Origin of the sequence: Pseudomonas frederiksbergensis (genome assembly GCF_017114915.1) — a bacterium.
Classification (GTDB): Bacteria; Pseudomonadota; Gammaproteobacteria; order Pseudomonadales; family Pseudomonadaceae; genus Aquipseudomonas; species Aquipseudomonas frederiksbergensis_I.
This window is the reverse complement of sequence record NZ_JAAUOE010000029.1, coordinates 22,126-44,046: the sequence shown is the minus strand read 5'-3', so window position 1 is coordinate 44,046 and position 21,921 is coordinate 22,126. Positions and strand designations below refer to the sequence as shown.

25 protein-coding genes are annotated in these 21,921 nt (G+C 59.1%); 4 read left to right on the top strand and 21 right to left on the bottom strand.

Annotated features, from left to right (window positions below; translation table 11 throughout):
* Positions 1 to 34 precede the first annotated feature (34 nt).
* The 16 genes from hisS to trmJ all read right to left on the bottom strand — a co-directional run bounded on the left by hisS (position 35) and on the right by trmJ (position 13,354).
* Positions 35 to 1,324 (bottom strand): histidine--tRNA ligase, encoded by a 1,290-nt coding sequence (hisS, locus tag HCU66_RS19480; RefSeq protein ID WP_205890004.1) that lies wholly within the window; start codon positions 1,322 to 1,324, stop codon positions 35 to 37.
* Positions 1,325 to 1,361: 37 nt separating this feature from the next.
* Entirely contained in the window at positions 1,362 to 2,471 is a 1,110-nt protein-coding gene (gene ispG, locus HCU66_RS19475; RefSeq protein WP_003185136.1) for a flavodoxin-dependent (E)-4-hydroxy-3-methylbut-2-enyl-diphosphate synthase, read from the bottom strand.
* Positions 2,472 to 2,474: 3 nt separating this feature from the next.
* The gene (locus HCU66_RS19470) at positions 2,475 to 3,500 is read right to left on the bottom strand and encodes a RodZ domain-containing protein (RefSeq protein ID WP_205890003.1); all 1,026 of its coding nucleotides are present in this window, start codon (positions 3,498 to 3,500) and stop codon (positions 2,475 to 2,477) included.
* Entirely contained in the window at positions 3,500 to 4,258 is a 759-nt protein-coding gene (pilW, locus tag HCU66_RS19465) for a type IV pilus biogenesis/stability protein PilW (RefSeq protein ID WP_205890002.1), read from the bottom strand. Before pilW ends, HCU66_RS19470 begins: the two co-directional genes overlap by 1 nt.
* Positions 4,259 to 4,270: 12 nt before the next feature.
* Positions 4,271 to 5,419, bottom strand: a complete 1,149-nt coding sequence (gene rlmN / locus HCU66_RS19460; RefSeq protein ID WP_205890001.1) for a dual-specificity RNA methyltransferase RlmN — start codon at positions 5,417 to 5,419, stop codon at positions 4,271 to 4,273.
* 28 nt (positions 5,420 to 5,447) lie between these two features.
* The gene (ndk, locus tag HCU66_RS19455) at positions 5,448 to 5,873 is read right to left on the bottom strand and encodes a nucleoside-diphosphate kinase (RefSeq protein WP_018927065.1); all 426 of its coding nucleotides are present in this window, start codon (positions 5,871 to 5,873) and stop codon (positions 5,448 to 5,450) included.
* Between the two features lie 92 nt (positions 5,874 to 5,965).
* Positions 5,966 to 6,166, bottom strand: coding sequence for a Fe-S cluster assembly protein IscX (gene iscX, locus HCU66_RS19450; protein ID WP_007941386.1), 201 nt, complete (start codon positions 6,164 to 6,166; stop codon positions 5,966 to 5,968).
* A gap of 14 nt (positions 6,167 to 6,180) precedes the next feature.
* Complete coding sequence (gene fdx, locus HCU66_RS19445) at positions 6,181 to 6,522, bottom strand: ISC system 2Fe-2S type ferredoxin (protein WP_008070976.1); 342 nt, start codon at positions 6,520 to 6,522, stop codon at positions 6,181 to 6,183.
* Positions 6,523 to 6,525: 3 nt separating this feature from the next.
* Positions 6,526 to 8,388: a Fe-S protein assembly chaperone HscA gene (gene hscA / locus HCU66_RS19440; protein ID WP_205890000.1), complete on the bottom strand. Its 1,863-nt coding sequence runs from the start codon at positions 8,386 to 8,388 to the stop codon at positions 6,526 to 6,528.
* 51 nt (positions 8,389 to 8,439) lie between these two features.
* Positions 8,440 to 8,961, bottom strand: coding sequence for a co-chaperone HscB (gene hscB / locus HCU66_RS19435; RefSeq protein WP_007941389.1), 522 nt, complete (start codon positions 8,959 to 8,961; stop codon positions 8,440 to 8,442).
* A gap of 8 nt (positions 8,962 to 8,969) precedes the next feature.
* Positions 8,970 to 9,293, bottom strand: coding sequence for an iron-sulfur cluster assembly protein IscA (iscA, locus tag HCU66_RS19430; protein WP_007941391.1), 324 nt, complete (start codon positions 9,291 to 9,293; stop codon positions 8,970 to 8,972).
* Between the two features lie 34 nt (positions 9,294 to 9,327).
* Complete coding sequence (iscU, locus tag HCU66_RS19425; protein ID WP_027619655.1) at positions 9,328 to 9,714, bottom strand: Fe-S cluster assembly scaffold IscU; 387 nt, start codon at positions 9,712 to 9,714, stop codon at positions 9,328 to 9,330.
* A gap of 101 nt (positions 9,715 to 9,815) precedes the next feature.
* A complete protein-coding gene (locus HCU66_RS19420) occupies positions 9,816 to 11,030 on the bottom strand; it encodes an IscS subfamily cysteine desulfurase (protein ID WP_205889999.1) in 1,215 nt (404 codons plus the stop codon).
* Positions 11,031 to 11,080: 50 nt separating this feature from the next.
* Positions 11,081 to 11,572 carry a Fe-S cluster assembly transcriptional regulator IscR gene (gene iscR / locus HCU66_RS19415; RefSeq protein WP_007941394.1) on the bottom strand — a complete coding sequence of 164 codons (492 nt, stop codon included), beginning with the start codon at positions 11,570 to 11,572 and terminating at the stop codon, positions 11,081 to 11,083.
* Positions 11,573 to 11,804: 232 nt separating this feature from the next.
* On the bottom strand, positions 11,805 to 12,581 hold the full coding sequence (gene cysE, locus HCU66_RS19410; RefSeq protein WP_205889998.1) for a serine O-acetyltransferase: 777 nt from the start codon (positions 12,579 to 12,581) through the stop codon (positions 11,805 to 11,807).
* A 2-nt stretch (positions 12,582 to 12,583) separates the two neighbouring features.
* Entirely contained in the window at positions 12,584 to 13,354 is a 771-nt protein-coding gene (gene trmJ / locus HCU66_RS19405) for a tRNA (cytosine(32)/uridine(32)-2'-O)-methyltransferase TrmJ (protein WP_205889997.1), read from the bottom strand.
* A 145-nt stretch (positions 13,355 to 13,499) separates the two neighbouring features.
* Between trmJ and suhB the strand changes: the two genes are divergently transcribed.
* Positions 13,500 to 14,318 carry a type III secretion system regulator SuhB gene (suhB, locus tag HCU66_RS19400; protein WP_205889996.1) on the top strand — a complete coding sequence of 273 codons (819 nt, stop codon included), beginning with the start codon at positions 13,500 to 13,502 and terminating at the stop codon, positions 14,316 to 14,318.
* A gap of 230 nt (positions 14,319 to 14,548) precedes the next feature.
* On the opposite strand, the gene rplS is transcribed toward suhB, so the two are convergent.
* From rplS to ffh, 5 genes are all read right to left on the bottom strand, one after another.
* On the bottom strand, positions 14,549 to 14,899 hold the full coding sequence (gene rplS, locus HCU66_RS19395) for a 50S ribosomal protein L19 (RefSeq protein ID WP_003175895.1): 351 nt from the start codon (positions 14,897 to 14,899) through the stop codon (positions 14,549 to 14,551).
* Positions 14,900 to 14,944: 45 nt separating this feature from the next.
* Positions 14,945 to 15,655: a tRNA (guanosine(37)-N1)-methyltransferase TrmD gene (gene trmD, locus HCU66_RS19390; protein WP_241015580.1), complete on the bottom strand. Its 711-nt coding sequence runs from the start codon at positions 15,653 to 15,655 to the stop codon at positions 14,945 to 14,947.
* 43 nt (positions 15,656 to 15,698) lie between these two features.
* On the bottom strand, positions 15,699 to 16,235 hold the full coding sequence (gene rimM / locus HCU66_RS19385; protein ID WP_105340217.1) for a ribosome maturation factor RimM: 537 nt from the start codon (positions 16,233 to 16,235) through the stop codon (positions 15,699 to 15,701).
* A 5-nt stretch (positions 16,236 to 16,240) separates the two neighbouring features.
* Positions 16,241 to 16,492 (bottom strand): 30S ribosomal protein S16, encoded by a 252-nt coding sequence (gene rpsP, locus HCU66_RS19380; protein WP_003198088.1) that lies wholly within the window; start codon positions 16,490 to 16,492, stop codon positions 16,241 to 16,243.
* 250 nt (positions 16,493 to 16,742) lie between these two features.
* Complete coding sequence (gene ffh, locus HCU66_RS19375) at positions 16,743 to 18,119, bottom strand: signal recognition particle protein (RefSeq protein WP_205889994.1); 1,377 nt, start codon at positions 18,117 to 18,119, stop codon at positions 16,743 to 16,745.
* Positions 18,120 to 18,329: 210 nt separating this feature from the next.
* Here ffh and HCU66_RS19370 point away from each other — a divergent pair, with 210 nt between their 5' ends.
* From HCU66_RS19370 to HCU66_RS19360, 3 genes are all read left to right on the top strand, one after another.
* Positions 18,330 to 19,142, top strand: a complete 813-nt coding sequence (locus HCU66_RS19370) for a cytochrome C assembly family protein (protein ID WP_205889993.1) — start codon at positions 18,330 to 18,332, stop codon at positions 19,140 to 19,142.
* A gap of 12 nt (positions 19,143 to 19,154) precedes the next feature.
* On the top strand, positions 19,155 to 20,390 hold the full coding sequence (locus tag HCU66_RS19365; RefSeq protein WP_205889992.1) for an HlyC/CorC family transporter: 1,236 nt from the start codon (positions 19,155 to 19,157) through the stop codon (positions 20,388 to 20,390).
* A gap of 194 nt (positions 20,391 to 20,584) precedes the next feature.
* Positions 20,585 to 21,901, top strand: a complete 1,317-nt coding sequence (locus HCU66_RS19360) for an MFS transporter (protein WP_205889991.1) — start codon at positions 20,585 to 20,587, stop codon at positions 21,899 to 21,901.
* The last annotated feature ends 20 nt before the right edge of the window (positions 21,902 to 21,921 follow it).

The following is a 21,921-nucleotide window of genomic DNA, read 5'->3' as shown; positions in this document are numbered from 1 at the left end:
ACTCCTTAATCGCTAAATCGGCTGTTTGACAGCTTCAACCCTGCACGACGCAGGTGGCCAGGTGTGCTGCAAGCGCATCCCAGGCAATGCTTTGTTGTTCGCCCTGGCCACGCAGGGGTTTGAAACCTACCACTTGCTGGGCCATTTCGTCGTCACCGAGGATCAATGCGTACAGCGCACCGCTCTTGTCGGCTTTCTTGAACTGGCTTTTGAAGCTGCCGGCGCCAGCATTGACTTGCAGGCGCAGGTTGGGCAATTGATCACGAACACGCTCGCTCAGGGTCAGACCGGCCAGCTCGGCCGCTTCACCGAAGGCGCAGAGGTAAACATCGACCTGACGGGAGATCTCTTCGGGGATCTGCTCCAGGGTTTCCAACAGCAGCACCAGACGCTCGATACCCATGGCGAAACCGACGCCCGGGGTCGGCTTGCCGCCCATCTGCTCCACCAGACCGTCGTAACGACCACCGGCACACACGGTGCCCTGGGCGCCCAACTGGTCAGTGACCCATTCGAATACGGTCTTGCTGTAGTAATCCAGCCCGCGAACCAGCTTCGGGTTGATGACATAAGGAATGCCGGCGGCGTCCAGACGAGCCTTGAGGCCCTCGAAGTGCACGCGGGACTCTTCGTCGAGGTAGTCGGCCATTTTCGGCGCGTCGGCCAGCACCGCTTGAGTGTCGGCGTTCTTGGTATCCAGAACCCGCAGCGGGTTGGTCTTCAGACGACGCTGGCTGTCTTCGTCCAGTTGATCCAGGCGAGCGGACAGGTACTGGACCAATGCTTCGCGATAACGGCTACGGGATTCGCTGGTGCCCAGGCTGTTGAGTTCGAGCTTGACCGCGTCGCGGATACCCAGCTCGCCCCACAGGCGCCAGGTCAGCACAATCAGTTCGGCGTCGATGTCCGGACCGTCGAGGTTGAAGACTTCGCAGCCGATCTGGTGGAACTGGCGATAACGACCTTTCTGCGGACGCTCGTGACGGAACATCGGGCCGATGTACCAGAGTTTCTGCACCTGGCCGCCGCCGGTGATGCCGTGCTCGAGCACGGCACGCACACAGGCCGCCGTGCCTTCAGGGCGCAGGGTCAGGGAATCGCCGTTGCGGTCGTCGAAGGTGTACATCTCTTTTTCGACGATGTCGGTCACTTCACCGATGGAGCGCTTGAACAGCTCGGTGAACTCGACGATCGGCATGCGAATCTGCTTATAACCGTAGTTATCCAGCAGACGCGAAACGGTGCCCTCGAAATGACGCCACAGGGGAGTCTGTTCAGGCAGGATGTCGTTCATGCCACGAATGGCTTGCAGAGACTTGCTCACTTTAAATCCTTAAATTCGTTCGGCTCTTTAGTCAGGCTCAGCCACGCGCGATAACGGCAGCGTCGGCTTCGACCTTTTCGGCCGCCTTCTGGCGGATCAAGCGTTCAAGCTCATCCACCAGATTGTCATTCGTCAGTTTCTGTGACGGCTTGCCGTCGATGTAAATCAGGTTTGGCGTGCCGCCGGTCAAGCCGATATGGGCTTCCTTGGCTTCGCCCGGCCCGTTGACCACGCAACCGATCACCGCGACATCCAGCGGCACCAGCAGGTCTTCGAGACGCCCTTCCAGCTCGTTCATGGTCTTGACCACATCGAAGTTCTGCCGCGAGCAGCTCGGGCAGGCGATGAAGTTGATGCCACGGGAACGCAGGTGCAGGGACTTGAGAATGTCGTAGCCGACTTTCACTTCCTCGACCGGGTCGGCCGCCAACGAGATGCGAATAGTATCGCCAATCCCTTCGGCGAGCAGCATACCGAGGCCCACGGCGGATTTCACTGTGCCTGAACGCAAACCACCGGCTTCGGTGATGCCCAGGTGCAGCGGCTGGACGATTTCCTTGGCCAGCAAACGGTAGGCTTCAACGGCCATGAACACGTCGGAGGCTTTTACGCTGACCTTGAAGTCCTGGAAATTCAGGCGCTCGAGGTGTTCGACGTGACGCAAGGCAGACTCGACCAACGCAGCCGGGGTTGGCTCGCCGTACTTCTTTTGCAGGTCTTTTTCCAGGGAACCGGCGTTCACGCCGATGCGGATTGGAATCCCGCGATCACGGGCGGCATCGACCACCGCACGCACGCGGTCTTCGCGACCGATGTTGCCCGGGTTGATCCGCAGGCAATCGACGCCCAGTTCGGCTACGCGCAGTGCGATCCTGTAGTCGAAGTGGATGTCGGCCACCAACGGCACTTTGACCAGTTGCTTGATCTTGCCGAAGGCTTCGGCGGCGTCCATGTCCGGCACCGAAACCCGAACGATATCGACGCCAGCAGCTTCCAGACGATTGATCTGGGCCACGGTGGCGGCCACGTCATTGGTGTCGCTGTTGGTCATGCTCTGCACAGCGATAGGCGCATCGCCGCCAACAGGCACGTTACCGACCCAGATTTTCCGGGATTCGCGACGCTTGATTGGAGATTCGCCGTGCATGACTTATTGACCCAACTTCAGGCGAGCAGTCTCGCCACTGGTGAACGGAGCGACATCAACCACCTGCCCGTTGTAGCTGACCTGCGCGCCACGGGCAAAGCCCAGACGCACGGCAAAGGGCGGCTTGCCGCTGACGGAAACACTTTCGCCTTTACGCTTGAGACCGCTCAACAGCACTTTACCCGTGCCGTCGGTCACTTGCGTCCAGCAATCGGCGGTGAATTGCAGTTGAACCTGACCCAGGCCAGCCACCGGAGCAACAGCCGCCGGAGCGGGTGCAGGAGTGGTCGGGGCAATCGGAGCGGTCACAACCGGTGCCGGTACGGCGGGAACAGCCGGGGCTGGCGTCGCCGGTGTCGCGACAGCCGGAGCAGTGCTGTGGGCCGGAGCCGAAGGCGTTACTGTTGGAACTGCCGGAGCTGGAGCCGGTGCGCTCGTTTCAGCGCTGGCTGGCTCCTCGGCCTGAGGCAACGCAAGAGGCGTTTCACCTTCAGCCTGACCTTCTGCAACGGCCTGGTCTTCCGGCTCGTCCAGCGGATGAATCTGGGTGGTGCCGTCGGCGCCTTCGACTTCAACGTGCTCCGGGGCCAGACCGATCAGGTCCTTGGTGCGCAATGAGGTTTGATCCTGCCACCACACAAAGCCACCGCCAATCACCGCGATCAGCAACAGCAGGCTGACAATTCGCAAGATGGTGTGGGAAACCCGAACGGGTTCTTCGATACGCCCCAGGCTGTGGACGTTGCTGCCCTGGGAGTCGGTACCGGTGGATTGGTCGAACTGCTGAACCAGAACAGCCTGGTCCATGCCCAGCAATTTGGCGTACGCGCGAATATAACCGCGAGCAAAGGTGTGCCCGGGCAGCTTGTCGAAAGCGCCGGCTTCCAGATTGCTCAGGGAGTTGACGGTGAGGTTGAGCTTGAGGGCCACTTCGGCCAGCGACCAGCCATTGCTTTCGCGGGCCTGGCGCAAGGTCTCACCGGGATTAACGCGATTCGCTGCTACAACTTCGGGATGCGCCGCTTTCATCATTGCTCCGACAGGTATTGCTGATATTCCGGAGTACCGGGATAGAGTCGTTTTAATTGCAGGCCGAAACTTGCGGCCTTGTCGCGATCTTCGAACACTTTTGCCAGTCGAACACCGAGCAATAGACTACGTGCATTTTGCTCGCTGAGCAGGCTAAAACGGTCGTAATAGTCACGCGCGGGCACATAATGCCTGTCTTCGAATGACAACTCAGCCATTTCCAGCAAGGCGCGTGGCTGCTGGCGGTTCAAACGCAGGGCTTTTTCCAGTTGCTGGCGGGCCAGGTCACGCTGGCCAAGCTTTGAAGCGGTCATGCCCAGGTTCTCGAAAACCCGCGAACGCTCAGGATACAGGGTATCGGCGGCGGCCTGTTCAAAGCGCTCGTACGCCTCTTTGTAACGTTTTTCTTCGAACAGAAAACTGCCGTAGTTATTCAGGATTCGCGCATCGGCGGGACGAGAAGACAGCGCCTTGCGAAAATGCCGATCGGCCAGTTCCGGCTCCGCCTCGGCCTGGAACACCAGCCCCAGGGCGGCGTTGGCATCAGCATCCGAGTCATCAAGTTCCAACGCCTTCTTCAACGGGACTTTGGCCCGCTCGGTCATGCCCTGCTGCAAGTACCCCAGTCCCAGCTGCACGTAGGCGGCACGCGCTTCGTCACGACCCTTGCTGGTCTTCATCGGGTTGAAATCGCCCGACAGGACACAACCAGCACAAAGGCTGGCCAACAGCACTAGCAGCGCAAAGCGCAGGGACATAGAGATCCTCTCTTAATTATTGTTCGCAGCGCTTTGTGGCATATCGCTGTCGGCGCTCAATTCACGCACGGCGATATAACGTTCGCTGCGACGGGTGCGATCCAGCACCTGCCCTACCAATTGGCCACACGCGGCGTCGATGTCTTCACCGCGGGTGGTGCGCACGGTGACGTTGAAGCCTGCATGGTGAAGCTGATCCTGGAAACGGCGAATCGCGTTGTTGCTCGGGCGCTCGTAACCGGAATGCGGGAACGGGTTGAACGGAATCAGGTTGATCTTGCACGGAATGTTCTTGAGCAACTCGATCATTTCGACCGCGTGCTCGACCTTGTCGTTGATGTCCTTGAGCAAGGTGTACTCGATGGTCAATACGCGCTTTTCGCCCAGGGACGACATGTAGCGCTGACACGATTCCAGCAGCATCTTAAGCGGATACTTCTTGTTGATCGGCACCAATTGGTTACGCAATGCGTCATTCGGTGCGTGCAGGGACAACGCCAGGGAAACATCAATGTGCTTGGACAGCTCATCAATCATCGGCACCACACCCGAAGTCGACAGGGTGACGCGGCGCTTGGAGATGCCATAGCCCAGGTCATCCATCATCAGATGCATGGCGGCCACGACGTTGTCGAAGTTCAGCAGCGGCTCACCCATGCCCATCATCACCACGTTGGTGATGGCACGGTCGACGGTTGCCGGGACGCTGCCAAAGGATTTGTTGGCAATCCACACCTGGCCGATGACTTCGGCGGCGGTAAGGTTGCTATTGAAACCTTGCTTGCCGGTGGAGCAGAAACTGCAATCCAGGGCACAGCCTGCCTGGGACGAAACGCACAAGGTGCCGCGTTTGCCCTGGGGAATGTATACGGTCTCGACGCAGCTGCCGGACGCCACGCGCACCACCCACTTACGGGTGCCGTCGCTGGAGATGTCCTCGCTGACCACTTCCGGACCACGAATTTCAGCAACAGCCTTGAGCTTTTCGCGCAAGGCCTTGCTGACGTTCGTCATGGCGTCGAAATCATCGACGCCAAAGTGGTGAATCCATTTCATTACCTGACCGGCACGGAAACGCTTCTCCCCGATTGAGTCGAAGAATTTTTCCATTTCCTGTTGAGTCAGACCCAGCAGGTTGGTTTTTACAGTCGATGTAGTCATGGATTCACCTTCACTCTTAAGCCAATGCTTAGCGAGTGGTTACTTCAGTAGCTGCGAAGAAGTACGAGATTTCGCGAGCAGCAGCGGCTTCGGAGTCCGAACCGTGTACGGCGTTGGCGTCGATGGAATCAGCGAAGTCAGCGCGGATGGTGCCAGGAGCAGCTTCTTTAGGGTTGGTAGCGCCCATCAGCTCACGGTTCAGAGCGATAGCGTTTTCGCCTTCCAGAACCTGAACGACAACCGGACCGGAGATCATGAAAGCAACCAGGTCGTTGAAGAAACCACGAGCGCTGTGCTCAGCGTAGAAGCCTTCAGCTTCGGCTTTGGACAGTTGCTTCAGTTTCGAAGCTACAACGCGCAGGCCTGCTTTTTCGAAACGAGTGGTGATCTCGCCGATGACGTTTTTAGCAACAGCGTCAGGCTTGATGATGGAGAAAGTACGTTGAACAGCCATGGTGTAACTCCAGAAACGGTAATTTGCGAAAAATTAAACCCGCGAATTATACGCGGGTTCTTTGGTATTGCCTAACTGCGTACGGTGCAGAATCAGTCTGCTTCTTCGATCCAGGCGGCCTGAATGGCTTCAAGCACCTTCTCGCCACCGCGGGTCGGATCATCACTGAACTCCGGCAATGCCAGCACCCACTGGTGCAGATCGACGAAGTTCACGTAACGCGGGTCCACATCCGGCTTTGACTCAGCCAGCTGAATCGCGATCTCCAGCACATCAACCCATTTCAGACTCATTTCGGCTCCTTGAATCAGTGCGGCGCTTCGGCTGCATGGTTGAGCGAGTATTTCGGAATTTCGATGGTCAGGTCTTCAGTCCCGACCTTTGCCTGACAGGCCAGGCGTGACTGAGCCTCCAGCCCCCAAGCCTTATCAAGATAGTCTTCCTCCAGCTCATCAGCCTCTTCCAGCGAATCGAAACCTTCGCGAACGATGCAGTGACAAGTGGTGCACGCGCAGACACCGCCACAGGCGCTTTCCATCTCGATATGGTGTTCATGGGCCAGTTCGAGAATGGAGATGCCGGGCTCAGCCTCTACAACCATGCCTTCCGGGCAGAACTTCTCGTGTGGCAGAAAAATGACCTGCGGCATCAACTATTCCTCGATTTCATTCAGATTGCGCCCCGCCAGAGCGGCTTTCACCGTCGAGTCCAGGCGGCGGGCAGCAAAGGCATCGGTCACTTGCGACAGACGCTTGGTCTGCTGCTCGATGGCGTAACCATCGGTGCCTTTCATCAATTCGGTCAGTTCCTGCATCTGCAATTCGATGACCATGCGCTCTTCGGCGTCGAGCAGGCGTTCGCCGTCGACCTCCAGAGCGCCCTGCACCGCCTCGATCAGGCGCTGGGCATCGACCTGCTGCTCACGCAATACGCGGGCGACCTTGTCGTCGTTGGCGTGCTGGAACGAATCCTTGAGCATTTTGGCGATCTCGCCGTCGGTCAGGCCGTAGGACGGTTTGACCTGAATGCTGGCTTCAACGCCCGAACCCAATTCCCGGGCTGAGACGTTGAGCAGACCGTCGGCGTCGACCTGGAAGGTCACGCGAATCTTCGCCGCACCGGCCACCATCGCCGGAATACCGCGCAATTCGAAGCGCGCCAGGGAGCGGCAGTCGCTGATCAACTCACGCTCGCCCTGCAATACGTGGATCGCCATGGCCGACTGGCCATCTTTGTAAGTGGTGAAGTCCTGGGCGCGGGCGACGGGGATGGTGGTGTTGCGCGGAATCACCTTCTCCATCAGACCGCCCATGGTTTCCAGCCCCAAGGACAACGGAATCACATCGAGCAACAGCAGTTCGCCGCCGTCACGCTTATTGCCGGCCAAGGTATCGGCCTGGATCGCGGCACCGATGGCCACGACTTGATCCGGGTCGATTTCGGTCAACGGTTCGCGACCGAAGGCTTGCGCAACGGCTTCGCGAACGCGCGGTACGCGAGTCGAGCCGCCGACCATCACCACCGCGTGAACGTCTTCCAGCTCGACGCCGGAATCACGCACCGCGCGGCGGCAGGCTTTGAGGCTGCGAGCAACCATCGGCTCGATCAGCGCATTGAAGGCTTCACGGGTCAGCTCGGACTTCCAGCCGCCATAAGCAACTTCCACAGCCGCGACATTGGTCAGCGCCTCTTTGGCCGCACAGGCGGTTTGCAGCAGATTGCGCTGCGCACCCGGATCGAGGTCGGCCGACAGACCGGCACTCTCGATGATCCAGCCGGCGATTGCGTGGTCGAAGTCATCACCACCCAGGGCGCTGTCGCCGCCGGTAGCCAGCACTTCGAACACACCGCCGGTCAGGCGCAGAATCGAAATATCGAAAGTACCGCCACCCAGGTCGTAAATGGCGACCAGACCTTCAGCCTGCTGATCCAGGCCATAAGCCACCGCAGCAGCAGTCGGTTCGTTGAGCAAGCGCAGCACGTTCAGGCCGGCCAGTTTGGCCGCATCCTTGGTGGCTTGACGCTGAGCGTCATCGAAATAGGCCGGAACGGTGATCACCGCACCGACCAGTTCGCCACCCAAGGTCGCTTCAGCGCGCTGACGCAGCACCTTGAGGATATCGGCGGAAACTTCGACCGGGCTTTTCGGGCCTTGCACTGTATCGATGAACGGCATGTGCGACTCGCCGTCGACAAAACGGTACGGCAGCTGATCGCCCAATTGCTTGACGTCGGACAGACCACGACCCATCAAGCGCTTGACCGACAGCACGGTATTCAAAGGATCGGTAGCGGCGGCCAGCTTGGCCGATTCGCCGACTTCGATGCGATCGGCGTGATAGCGCACGGCAGACGGCAGGATAACCTGCCCATCAGCATCCGCCAGAGGCTCGGAAAGACCACTGCGCAATGCAGCGACCAGCGAATTGGTAGTGCCCAAGTCGATCCCCACAGCCAGACGACGCTGGTGCGGTTGAGGACTTTGGCCGGGTTCGGCGATCTGCAGTAGGGCCATCGTGATCAGGACTTATCTGTATATCAGGCGTGCGACCGGAGCGGCACTGGGTTAATCGTCGAGGCGCTCTTCTAACTGGCGCACTTCGTAGGTGAGCTTGTCGAGGAACTGCATACGCCGCATCAGGCGCTCGGCCCGTTCACGTTGCGCTGCATCATTCCAACAGGCTGCGAAGCTTTGGTTCAGTTCATCCTGAGCGGTTTTCAGGCGACGCTTGAACGCTGCAATACCGGCCATATCGGCACTGTCCTGCAGGTCTTCGAGCTCTTCACGCAACTCCATCTGCTGCAGAAGAAACTCCGGATCATGCACCGTGACCTCCAGCGGCAACTCGCCACCACTCAATGCGAGCAAGTATCGCGCGCGCTTGGGGGGGCTTTTGAGCGTCTGGTAGGCCTCGTTGAGGCTCGCGGATTGCTCGAGCGCCAGCCGCTGCTCGCGCTCGGAAGCGTCGGCAAAGCGGTCCGGATGAACGCCGCGCGCCAACTCACGGTAGCGCGTAGCCAGCTGATCGAGATCCAGATTGAAACTCGGTTGCAGCTCAAATAAAGCGAAATGACAAGGAGTACCCACGAGTAGCCTCAGATGTTGAAGCTTTCGCCGCAGCCACATTCACCGCGTACGTTGGGGTTATTGAACTTGAAGCCTTCGTTCAACCCTTCCTTGACGAAATCAAGCTCGGTGCCGTCCAGGTACGCCAGGCTTTTCGGGTCGATGATCACTTTCTCGCCGTGACTTTCGAACACCTGATCGTCCGCGCCTACCTCGTCGACAAACTCCAGCACATAGGCAAGGCCGGAACAGCCCGTGGTGCGAACACCCAGGCGAATCCCATCACCCTTGCCGCGCCCGTTGAGGGAACGTCGCACGTGTTGAGCAGCCGCTTCTGTCATGCTGATAGCCATCGGTGACTCCTTACTCGTCGCCAAATCTTGAAAGTCAGATCAAGCCTTTCTTCTGCTTGTAGTCGCGAACGGCCGCTTTGATAGCGTCTTCAGCGAGTACGGAGCAGTGAATTTTCACTGGCGGCAGGGCCAGTTCTTCGGCCAGCTGAGTGTTCTTGATGGTCTCTGCTTCATCCAGAGTCTTGCCTTTCATCCACTCGGTCGCCAGGGAGCTGGAGGCGATCGCCGAACCGCAACCATAAGTCTTGAACTTGGCGTCTTCGATCACGCCTTGCTCGTTGACCTTGATCTGCAGACGCATCACGTCACCGCATGCTGGAGCGCCGACCATGCCGGTGCCGACATCAGGATCTTCCGCATCCATCTTGCCGACGTTGCGCGGGTTTTCGTAGTGGTCGATGACCTTTTCGCTGTAAGCCATGATTCTTAATCCTCACTCATCAGGCCGCTCTTGAGGCCCTGTAGTTACGCCTGCTTCAATCGCCGCGTCGCTACAGAACCTGTATGTGGCGGCTTCTATATTTAGTGTGCCGCCCACTCGATTTTCGAAATGTCGACGCCGTCTTTGTACATGTCCCACAGCGGCGACAGAGTGCGCAGCTTGGTGACGGCCTCGCAGACTTTCTGCGCGGCGTAGTCGATTTCTTCTTCGGTGGTGAAACGGCCGAAGGTGAAGCGAATCGAGCTGTGTGCCAGTTCGTCGTTGCGGCCCAGGGCGCGCAGCACGTACGAAGGCTCAAGCGATGCCGAGGTGCAGGCCGAACCGGACGAAACCGCCAGATCCTTGAGCGCCATGATCAGCGACTCGCCTTCAACGTAGTTGAAGCTCAGGTTCAGGTTGTGCGGTACGCGGGCGGTCATGCTGCCATTGACGTACAGTTCTTCCAGGCTTTCGACCTGCTTGAAGAAACGGTCGCTCAGGGCCTTGATGCGTACATTTTCGGCGGCCATGTCTTCCTTGGCCACACGGAACGCTTCGCCCATGCCGACGATCTGGTGAGTCGCCAGGGTACCGGAACGCATGCCACGCTCATGACCGCCGCCGTGCATGGTCGCTTCGATGCGCACACGCGGCTTGCGACTGACGTACAGCGCGCCGATGCCTTTAGGCCCGTAGGTTTTGTGGGCAGAGAACGACATCAGGTCGACTTTCAGCTTCTGCAGGTCAATCTCGACCTTGCCGGTGGACTGAGCGGCGTCGACATGTAACAGGATGCCACGGGAGCGGGTCAGCTCACCGATAGCGGCGATGTCGTTGATGGTGCCGATTTCGTTGTTCACGTGCATGACCGAGACCAGAATGGTGTCGTCGCGCAGGGCAGCCTCAACCATGGCCGGAGTAATCAGACCGTCTTCAGTCGGATCGAGGTAGGTGACTTCGAAACCTTCGCGCTCCAGTTGGCGCATGGTATCGAGAACCGCCTTGTGTTCGATCTTGGAGGTGATCAGGTGCTTGCCTTTGGTGGAGTAGAAATGCGCCGCACCCTTGATTGCCAGGTTGTCGGACTCGGTGGCACCGGAGGTCCAGACGATTTCACGCGGGTCGGCGTTAACCAGGTCTGCGACCTGACGACGAGCGTTCTCGACGGACTCTTCAGCTTTCCAGCCGAACACGTGGGAACGGGACGCCGGGTTACCGAAGTTTCCGTCGACCAGCAGGCATTCACTCATTTTTTGCGCGACACGCGGATCAACCGGGGTGGTCGCAGAGTAATCAAGGTAAATCGGCAATTTCATGGACTATCTCCTAAATCAGGCTGGCTGGCGTGCCGCTAGCTCTTTGGCTGTCATTCGACGGCGGACGCTTCAATCTTGTCCAGGCGTGGCGTCTTGCTGTTGCAACGACGCTGGTCCTGACGCTGGGCTACTTCTTGCACTTCACGGCGAGTTACAAGGTCAGCCAAGCTGATACCGCTCAGAAATTCGTGAATCTGCAGGCTCAGATCGCACCACAAATGGTGGGTCAGACAGGTGTCACCGGAATGGCAATCGCCCTGTCCCTGGCATTTGGTTGCATCGACCGATTCGTTGACCGCATCGATCACCTGAGCGACCTGGATGCCCTGCATGTCGCGGGACAGCTGGTAGCCACCACCCGGACCGCGAACGCTGGACACCAGATTGCTGCGGCGCAATTTGGCAAAAAGCTGCTCGAGGTAGGACAGGGAAATGCCTTGGCGCTCGGAGATATCGGCCAGGGACACCGGCCCGTGCTGCGCGTGTAACGCCAGGTCAAGCATGGCGGTCACGGCGTATCGGCCTTTTGTAGTCAGTCGCATGGACAATTACCACGGAGTTCGGAATGGGGCGAGTATGCAATTCCCGAGTATTTAAGTCAACTATAAGACCTAGTACTTTAGTCAGGTTTACCCGCAAAAGAACGCGCGCATCATAGCAGGGTCTTCGCCGTAATGGCACACCACTCAGCGCGGTGCGCATATGCAAATGCGACCTGCGCAGGAGCTGCCGAAGGCTGCGATTTTTTCGCCTGCGGCAGCTCCTGCACCGGAATCAGCTCGCCTTGCTTTCATCCTTGACTTTCACACAGGCAAAGTCTTCTTCGCGCAGCTCAGGCAGATCCTTGGCACAGTAATTACTGCCCAGTTCCTTCAATGCTCCGCACATCCCTTCCAGGCGACCATCGACGGCCTGCAAGTGATCGAGCAACTGACCGATCGCCCGAGCCACCGGGTCCGGCATGTCTTCGCCGACACCGTAGGCATCGAAACCGATCTTCTCGGCCATGGCCTTGCGCCTGGCATCCTGCTCATCATCGGACTTGACGATGATCCGCCCCGGAATCCCCACCACTGTTGCCCCAGGCGGAACCGCCTTGGTGACCACGGCATTGGAACCCACCTTGGCTCCGGCACCGACAGTGAACGGACCGAGCACCTTGGCGCCCGCGCCGACCACCACGCCGTCCTCCAGGGTCGGGTGACGCTTGCCCTTGTTCCAGCTGGTACCACCGAGGGTCACGCCCTGATAAAGGGTGACGTCGTTGCCGATCTCGGCGGTCTCACCGATAACGATGCCCATGCCGTGATCAATAAAGAAGCGACGACCGACCTTGGCACCCGGATGAATCTCGATGCCGGTCAACCAGCGACCGAAGTTCGATACCAAACGCGCAAGCCATTTCCAGCCCATGCCCCACAACGCCGATGACAGGCGATGAATCCAGATAGCGTGCATGCCCGGGTAGCATGTCAGGACCTCGAAAGCATTACGCGCCGCCGGGTCACGATGAAAAACACTTTGGATATCTTCACGCAAACGCTCGAACATCATCAATCCTTCCGATTTAGAAGCTCGCCACGGGCCGCTTTCTGGGTCTCCGTGAGGATGCCACGCAATATATTCATTTCCGCCCGACTGACCGAGCTGCGTCCGTACAACCGGCGCAGGCGCGCCATCAAGTGCCGTGGTTTTTCCGGGTCGAGGAATTCGATGGCCACCAGGGTTTGCTCCAGGTGCTCATAGAATCGCTCCAGCTCATCCATGGTCGCCAACTCACCACTTTTGGTGGACGCCACCTCTTCCTTCTCGACCTTGCTCGGCTGACCTTGGGCTGCCAGCCAGGACATGCGCACTTCATAGCTCAACACCTGCACCGCCGCCCCGAGGTTCAGTGAACTGAACTCAGGATCCGACGGGATATGCACGTGATAATGACATCGCTGCAGCTCGTCGTTGGTCAGGCCGGAATCCTCACGACCGAACACCAATGCAATCTCGGCACCCTGCCCCGCCTCCGCGACCACCTTCACACCGCATTCGCGGGGATCAAGCAACGGCCAGGGAATGCGACGGTCACGAGCACTGGTACCCAGCACCAGATTGCAGCCGACCAAGGCATCTTCCAAGGTGGCGACGACTTGCGCGTTTTCAAGGATGTCCCCGGCACCGGACGCACGCGCATCGGCCTCGTGATGCGGGAACAACCGCGGCTCGACCAACACCAGTCGCGACAGGCCCATGTTCTTCATGGCACGCGCAGCACCGCCGATATTTCCGGGATGACTGGTATTGACCAGGACGACACGAATGTTTTGCAGCAAGGGAGGCGCTCTCGAACACATTATCGGGAGCAGAATCTTACAGCGCCTCCTACCGTTAAGCCATGAAAGCGAACACTAACCTTCTCCTGTAGAAACTTTCTGATAGAATGCCCGGCTTTCTTTAACAACCTTAGGTGACACATCCATGCAGCCCATGCTGAATATCGCGCTGCGCGCCGCCCGCAGCGCCAGTGAATTGATCTTCCGCTCCATCGAGCGCCTGGATACCATCAAGGTCGACGAAAAGGACGCCAAGGATTACGTATCCGAGGTGGATCGCGCCGCCGAACAAAAAATCATCGACGCACTGCGCAAGGCCTACCCGAATCACTCGATCATGGGTGAAGAAACCGGCCTGCACGCCGGCAGCGGTATCGAAGGCGAAGAATACTTGTGGATCATCGACCCACTGGATGGCACCACCAACTTTCTGCGCGGCATTCCCCACTTCGCTGTCAGCATCGCCTGCAAATACCGTGGCCGCCTGGAGCACGCTGTTGTTCTGGACCCGGTTCGCCAGGAAGAATTCACCGCCAGCCGTGGTCGCGGCGCCCAACTGAACGGCCGCCGCCTGCGCGTCAGCGGCCGCACCAGCCTGGACGGCGCCCTGCTGGGTACCGGCTTCCCGTTCCGCGACGACCAGATGGACAACCTCGACAACTACCTGGGCATGTTCCGCGCCCTGGTTGGCCAGACTGCCGGCATCCGCCGCGCTGGCGCAGCGAGCCTGGACCTGGCCTACGTGGCCGCCGGCCGTTTCGACGCCTTCTGGGAATCAGGCCTGTCCGAATGGGACATGGCTGCAGGCGCCCTGCTAATCCAGGAAGCCGGCGGCTTGGTGAGCGACTTTACTGGCGGTCACGACTTCCTCGAGAAAGGCCACGTCGTTGCTGGCAACACCAAGTGCTTCAAGGCAGTACTGACGGCGATCCAGCCGCACCTGCCGGCTTCGCTGAAGCGTTAAGCGCCCACGCACAAACGCCGAAACACCTTAAGCAAACGCCCCGACTGGTTCGGGGCGTTTTCTTTTGCGCAGACAAAATCCCCCTAGCACCATCTCCCACAGACTCCGCACCCTAGCCGGCCTTTATATGCAGCCATAACGAAAAATGCCCCGCATCTCTCGATACGGGGCATTTTCTTGAATCGCCTGGCAGGCTATGCAAGCCGGCGTTTCGACATCGGAAGCTGGACTTAAGCCAGTTTTTCCTTGATGCGAGCTGCTTTACCGGACAGGTCACGCAGGTAGTACAGCTTGGCTTTACGTACGTCACCGCGACGCTTGACAGCCATGCTGTCGATTTGCGGGCTGTAGGTCTGGAAAGTACGCTCTACGCCAACACCGTTGGAGATTTTACGAACGGTGAAAGCACTGTTTACGCCGCGGTTACGCTTGGCGATAACTACGCCTTCGAACGCTTGCAGACGCGAACGATCGCCTTCCTTCACTTTCACCTGAACGACAATGGTGTCGCCCGGGGCAAAGGTAGGGATCTCTTTAGTCATCTGCTCTGCTTCGAGTGCAAGGATGATTTTGTTAGTCATGCTGTGCTCCTAAGGTAAATCGTCGGATCTACCATCGATACGTTGTTAACTATCGTCCCGCTCGCGGATGTATTCCTCGAGCAGCTTCTTCTCTTCTCCAGAAAGCGAGCGGCTTTCCAGAAGATCGGCGCGTCGTTCATAGGTCCGACCAAGGGACTGCTGTAAACGCCAACGCCGGATGCGCGCGTGATTGCCACTTAGCAATACGTCGGGAACACGCTGATCCGCATACACCTCCGGTCGGGTGTAGTGCGGGCAATCCAGCAAACCATCCGTAAAGGAATCTTCCTCGGCGGAGTCCGCATGCCCTAAAGCTCCAGGCAGCAGTCGTGTAACCGCATCGATCAGGACCATCGCCGGCAGCTCGCCACCAGACAGTACATAGTCGCCAATCGACCACTCTTCATCGACATGAGCATCAATAAAACGCTCGTCAATGCCTTCATAGCGGCCGGCAATCAGGATCAATGCATCCAGATTCGCCAACTCGCGCACCGCCGACTGAGTCAGTTGACGGCCTTGGGGGGACAGGTAAATTACCTTCGCCGCCTCCCCGGCTGCTGCCTTGGCCTGAACCAGAGCATCTTCCAGGGGTTTGATCTTCATCACCATGCCCGGACCACCGCCAAACGGGCGATCGTCCACAGTGTGATGTCGATCCGTCGTGTAGTCTCGCGGGTTCCAACAGGTAAGCTGCAAGAGCCCCTGTTTCACCGCCCGACTGGTGATGCCGTACTCGCTGATGGCGGAAAACATCTCGGGAAACAAACTGATCACTTCGACGCGCAAGTTAGCCACGTTAGAAGTCCGCGTCCCATTCCACCTTCATCTCGCCTGCGGCAAGGTCGACGGCCAACACGCATTGCTCGGTATACGGCAACAGGCGTTCACGATCATCCAGGCTGCCAGCGCAAGGCTTGACCACCATTACATCATTGGCGCCGGTTTCCAGAAGATGATCGATTTTCCCAAACAGTTGCCCGTGAGTATCGATGACCTTCAGACCTTCCAGCTGGTACCAGTAGTACTCGCCATCGGTCAATTCAGGGAACAGGTTGCGCGGCACGCAGATCTCATAACCAGCCAGAAGACGAGCTTCTTCACGATCATCAAGACCCTTGAGCTTTGCGACCAGGAACTTGTCGTTCCCGCGTCCGCTGACCAGCTCGACCTGTTTTACGTTGCCTTCGCGCTTGAGCGTCCAGGTTTTGTAGTCCAACAGGTTTTTGATCGGATCAGTAAAGGAATACACCTTCACTTCGCCGCGAACGCCGTGAACAGAATAAATCTTGCCGATAACGATCAAATCATCAGCAACAGCTGGCGTCGCGTTCATATTGCTCAGGCCGCAGCCTTGGCAGATTCCTTCAACAACTGAGCAACGCGCTCAGAAGGCTGTGCACCAACGCTCAGCCAGTAGGCTACGCGCTCTTGGTTCACGGACAGACGAACTTCTTGACCACGAGCAACAGGGTTGAAGAAACCAACCTGTTCCTTGTGCGAACCGTCACGCGGATTGCGGCTGTCGGTTACGGTCAAGTGGTAAAACGGGCGCTTTTTGGAGCCGCCAAGGGCAAGACGGATTGTTAGCATGTGAACATCGTTCCTGTAGTCGGTGCTGCAAATCTAAATGCACAGCGGGCATAGGTGCCCGAAAGGCCGCATATTCTAAGGAATATCCGGACTTTTGCAAATGTCTTTTTCCGGCGCCTATTGGCGTGCCATTCAGATCTGCTATAGAGCCATCGTTAAAGATGGCCAGTCAGCTCCCGCCAAATGCGGGTTTGCTGGAGATCCCACGTCCATGTGGGTCGGCGCAGGAGCAAGCTCCCGCGCGAATTCTTTACATTTTCGGCATGCCGCCGCCGGGCAACATACCACCCATGCCGCGCATCATTTTGGCCATTCCGCCTTTGGCGGAGAACTTCTTCATCATCTTCTGCATCTGCTTGTGCTGCTTGATCAAGCGACCGATGTCCTGCACCTGGGTGCCGGAACCCATGGCGATCCGGCGCTTGCGCGAACCGCTGATCAGCTCAGGGTCGCGGCGCTCGGCCGGGGTCATGGAGTTGATGATGGCTTCCATCTGCTTGAACTGCTTCTCTGCCGCGCCCTGGGCATTGCCCATCTGCGCCAGGTTCACACCACCGATATTCGGCAGTTTGTCCATGAGGCCGCCGAGGCCGCCCATGTTCTTCATCTGTTGCAGCTGATCACGGAAGTCTTCGAGGTCGAAGCCCTTGCCCTTCTTCAGCTTCTTGGCCAGTTTATCGGCCTTGTCCTTGTCGAGGGTCTGTTCAGCCTGCTCGATCAGGCTGAGCACGTCGCCCATGCCGAGGATGCGCGAAGCGATTCGCTCAGGGTGGAACGGTTCGAGGGCTTCGCTCTTCTCGCCCATACCGATGAACTTGATCGGCTTGCCGGTAATGGCACGTACCGACAACGCGGCACCGCCACGGGCGTCGCCGTCGACCTTGGTCAGGATCACACCAGTCAGCGGCAGCGCATCGCCGAACGCCTTGGCCGTGTTGGCGGCGTCCTGGCCGGTCATGGCATCGACCACGAACAGGGTTTCGACCGGATTGATCGCGGCGTGCAGCGCCTTGATCTCGCCCATCATCTCTTCGTCGATGTGCAGACGACCGGCGGTATCGACGATGACCACGTCGATGAACTTCAGTTTGGCTTCTTTAATAGCCGCTTGCGCGATGTCGACCGGCTTCTGGCTCAGGTCGGACGGGAAAAACGTCACGCCGATGTCGTTGGCCAGGGTTTCCAACTGCTTGATCGCTGCCGGACGGTAAACGTCCGCGGACACGACCATGACCGACTTCTTCTTGCGCTCTTTAAGCAAGCGCGCCAGTTTGCCGGCGGTCGTGGTTTTACCCGCGCCCTGCAAGCCGGCCATCAGGACCACGGCCGGTGGAACGGCGCTCAGGTTCAGGTCTTCGTTGGCCGCGCCCATCAGGCTTTCGAGTTCGGCCTGGACGATTTTCACGAAGGCCTGGCCCGGCGTCAGGCTGCGCGACACCTCGGTGCCGACAGCGCGCTCCTTGACCGAATTGACGAAGTCTTTGACCACCGGCAAGGCGACGTCGGCCTCGAGCAACGCCATGCGCACTTCACGCAGGGTGTCTTTGATGTTGTCTTCGGTCAGCTTGGCCTTGCCGGTGACATGGCGCAGCGTCTGCGAGAGACGGTCGGTTAAGTTTTCAAACATTGCGCGATCCTTTCAGGCCCTGTGTAGACCGGGATAATGGCGGCTCAGACCGCAATCAACATGTGCTCGGCGAGCCTGCGGCGTGGGCAGGTCGCGGATTATAGCGAAGACTGCGTCTGGCGGACACCTCGCCGTCAGCTTGCATGGTCTTTCGTGCCGTGTGGGTTCTATGCCAAACTCAACGCCTTTCGGGCTTGCCTAACAGGATTTATGCTCCCCTTGTCACCCAGCTTGCTAACCACCCTCGCCGCCGCCTGCTTATATGCCGCTGCGACAATCTATCAAGGCACTCGTCTGGCCTCCGGCGCCAAGGCGAACAAACGCCTGCTGGTCACGCTCGGCGTACTGGCCGTGCTGGCCCACAGCGCCAGCCTGATCAGCTATCTGCTGACTCCGGTCGGCCTGGCCCTGGACTTTTTCAGCGCCGCCAGCCTGATTGCAGCAGCGGTCATCGCCCTGACCCTGCTGGCCTGCTCACGGATTCCGGTGGAAAACCTGCTTCTGTTGCTGTTCCCGCTGGGCGCCGCAACCGCGCTGCTGGCACAGTTCGCCCCCGCCGGTACGGTGCAGATCATTGACGAAGAGCCAGGCATTCTCGCCCACATTCTCTTGTCGATCCTCGCTTACGGCATGTTCACCATCGCGGTGTTCCAGGCTTTGCTGCTGCTGGTTCAGGACCATCAGCTCAAGCACAAGCATCCGTCCGGGCTGATCAAGAACTTCCCGCCGCTGCAAACCATGGAAAGCCTGCTGTTCGGTTTCCTCTGGGCCGGCTGGAGCCTGCTGTCGTTGTCGCTGATTTCCGGCTGGCTGTTCGTCGAGAACCTGTTCGCCCAGCACCTGGTGCATAAAACCCTGCTGGCGTGCCTGGCCTGGATCGTGTTCAGCGTGCTGCTCTGGGGGCGCACCCGTCTCGGCTGGCGCGGACACAAAGCCATCCGCTGGACCCTTGCCGGTTTCTGCCTGCTGATGCTGGCGTATTTCGGCAGCAAGCTGGTCCGCGAATACATTCTGCATATCTGACGGGCGGCATTAATGGACGACTTGCCCATAGGGCCGATGCTCGCGGTGCTGGCCCTGCTGATTTTATGGTCGGGGCTGTTTACCGCCATCGAAGCGGCACAACAGCAGTTGCTGGCCCAGCGCACCGCCTCGCGCTCGAACGATAAACCGGCGGCGAAGCTGAGCTTTCCGCTCAACAGCCTGATCCTCTGCAATACCCTGTGCCGCGCACTGGCGGTGGTCATCAGCACGTTGCTGGCGATTTTCACTTGGGCGCAAAACGGCCCCTGGATTGCCTGCCTTGGCGCCAGCGCGGTGTTGCTGGTATTCGCCGACTACCTGCCGCGTACCCTCGCCGCCCGCTATCCGGATGCCGTCCTGGCTTTGGGTAACACACTGCTCGGCATACCGCTGAAGATCGTCTACCCGGCCGCGTGGCTACTCAACGGCATCAGCCAGCTACTGATGCGACCATTCGCCCGCAAAGTCAACGTGGTGCAGCAAAGCGAAGACGAGGCTCCGGCAGATCGGCACGACGAGCACGAACATGCGGCCTATCGCCCACTGTCAGGCATCCACGCACTGGATAACATCACGGTCAACGATATTCTGGTGCCGCGCAGTGACGTCGACGGGATCAATCTGGACGACCCCCTCGAAGAAATCATCGAACAACTGCGCCACAACAAGCGCACCCGTCTGCCGGTGTTCCACAGCGACATCAACCAGGTTGAAGCGGTGCTCAACACCCGACAGATCCGCCATTTGCTGCCGGATTCAAGCCTGACCGTGGAAGCGCTGCTGGCGGCCAGTCACGAACCGTACTTCGTACCGGAAAGCACCCCGTTGCAGCTGCAATTGCTGAACTTCCACAAGCAACAGCGGCGTTTGGGCATGGTGGTCGACGAGTACGGCGAAGTGCTGGGCATCGTGACCCTGGAAGACATTCTCGAAGAGATCGTCGGCGAGTTCGAAAGCCAGCACAGCCTGGATAACCCGCACATCCACCCGCAGGCCGATGGCCGCCTGGTGATCGATGGCGCAGCGTCCATCCGCGAGCTGAACAAGAGCCTCGGCTGGCACCTGCCCAGTGATGGTCCGAAAACGCTCAACGGCTTGGTGACCGAGGCGCTGGAGACGATCCCGGAGAGTGCGGTATGCCTGAAGATCGGCCGTTATCGGCTGGAGATTCTGGCAACGGAAGAGAATCGCGTCAGCCGGGTGTTGATCTGGCATACCAGTTCGGCTCCTACCCTTTCCAAAATCTGACAAGCCCCCTCGCCACAATGTCATCGCCAGTCCTTGGACTCTTGTTCGATTGTTAGCTACCTTCCTATAATCGAGCCGCTTACCAAGCCCCGCCATACCCCGTGCTACCCGCACGCTGCGTTAAACCCACATCCCTGGGTATTCGACCATAATAATTCGCTCCACTGGGGCACATGACTGTCAGGGATAACTGCATGACGACCAGCACAACGTATAGCGACACCGCACCCGCCCAACCGACGAACTCCGCCACCCGCGTGGCTACCGCGAGTTTCATCGGCACGGCCATCGAGTTCTACGACTTCTACGTCTATGCCACCGCCGCTGCGCTGGTGATCGGTCCGGTGTTCTTTCCGCAAACCTCCGGCACCGCCCAGATGCTGTCGGCGTTCCTCACCTTCGGTATTGCCTTCCTTGCACGACCATTGGGTTCGGCGCTGTTCGGCCATTTCGGTGACCGCATCGGGCGCAAATCGACACTGGTCGCCTCCCTGCTGCTGATGGGCGTGTGCACCACGCTGATCGGCGTGCTGCCGGGTTACGACAGCATTGGTGCCTGGGCACCGATCCTGCTTTGCGTGCTGCGTTTCGGCCAGGGCCTGGGATTGGGTGGTGAGTGGGGCGGCGCCGCATTGCTGGCCACGGAGAACGCACCCAAAGGCAAGCGCGCCTGGTTCGGCATGTTCCCGCAACTCGGCCCATCGATCGGGTTTCTGGCGGCCAACGGCCTGTTTCTGACCCTGGCCATGAGCCTGGATGACGATCAGTTCCGTTCGTGGGGCTGGCGGATTCCTTTCCTGCTCAGTGCCGCGCTGGTGATGGTGGGCTTGTACGTACGCCTCAAGCTCCACGAAACCCCGGTATTCGCCAACGCCGTGGCCCGCCAGGAGCGGGTGAAGATCCCGCTGATCGAGCTGTTCAGCCAATACTGGGCGCCGACGCTGCTGGGTGCCGGGGCGATGGTGGTGTGCTACGCGTTGTTTTACATCTCGACGGTGTTTTCGCTGAGCTACGGTGTGTCGACGCTCGGCTACACCCGCGAAACCTTCCTCGCGCTGCTGTGTTTCGCGGTGCTGTTCATGGCGGCCGCGACCCCGCTGTCGGCCTGGGCCAGTGACCGTTTCGGGCGCAAACCGGTGCTGATCATCGGTGGCGTGCTGGCGATTCTGTCCGGGTTCTTGATGGAGCCGCTGCTGACCCAAGGCTCGACCTGGGGTGTGGCGCTGTTCCTGTGCATCGAACTGTTTCTGATGGGCGTGACGTTTGCGCCGATGGGCGCGCTGCTGCCGGAGCTGTTTCCGACCCATGTGCGCTATACCGGCGCATCGGCCGCGTACAACCTGGGCGGCATTGTCGGGGCCTCGGCGGCGCCGTTCTTTGCGCAGAAACTGGTGGCGATGGGCGGTTTGGGTTATGTCGGCGGGTATGTGTCGGGGGCGGCGGTGCTGAGCTTGATAGCGGTGCTGTGCCTGAAGGAGACGCGCAATAACGATTTGAATCGGGTTGCCTGAAGCAAAAAGCTTCGCGGGCA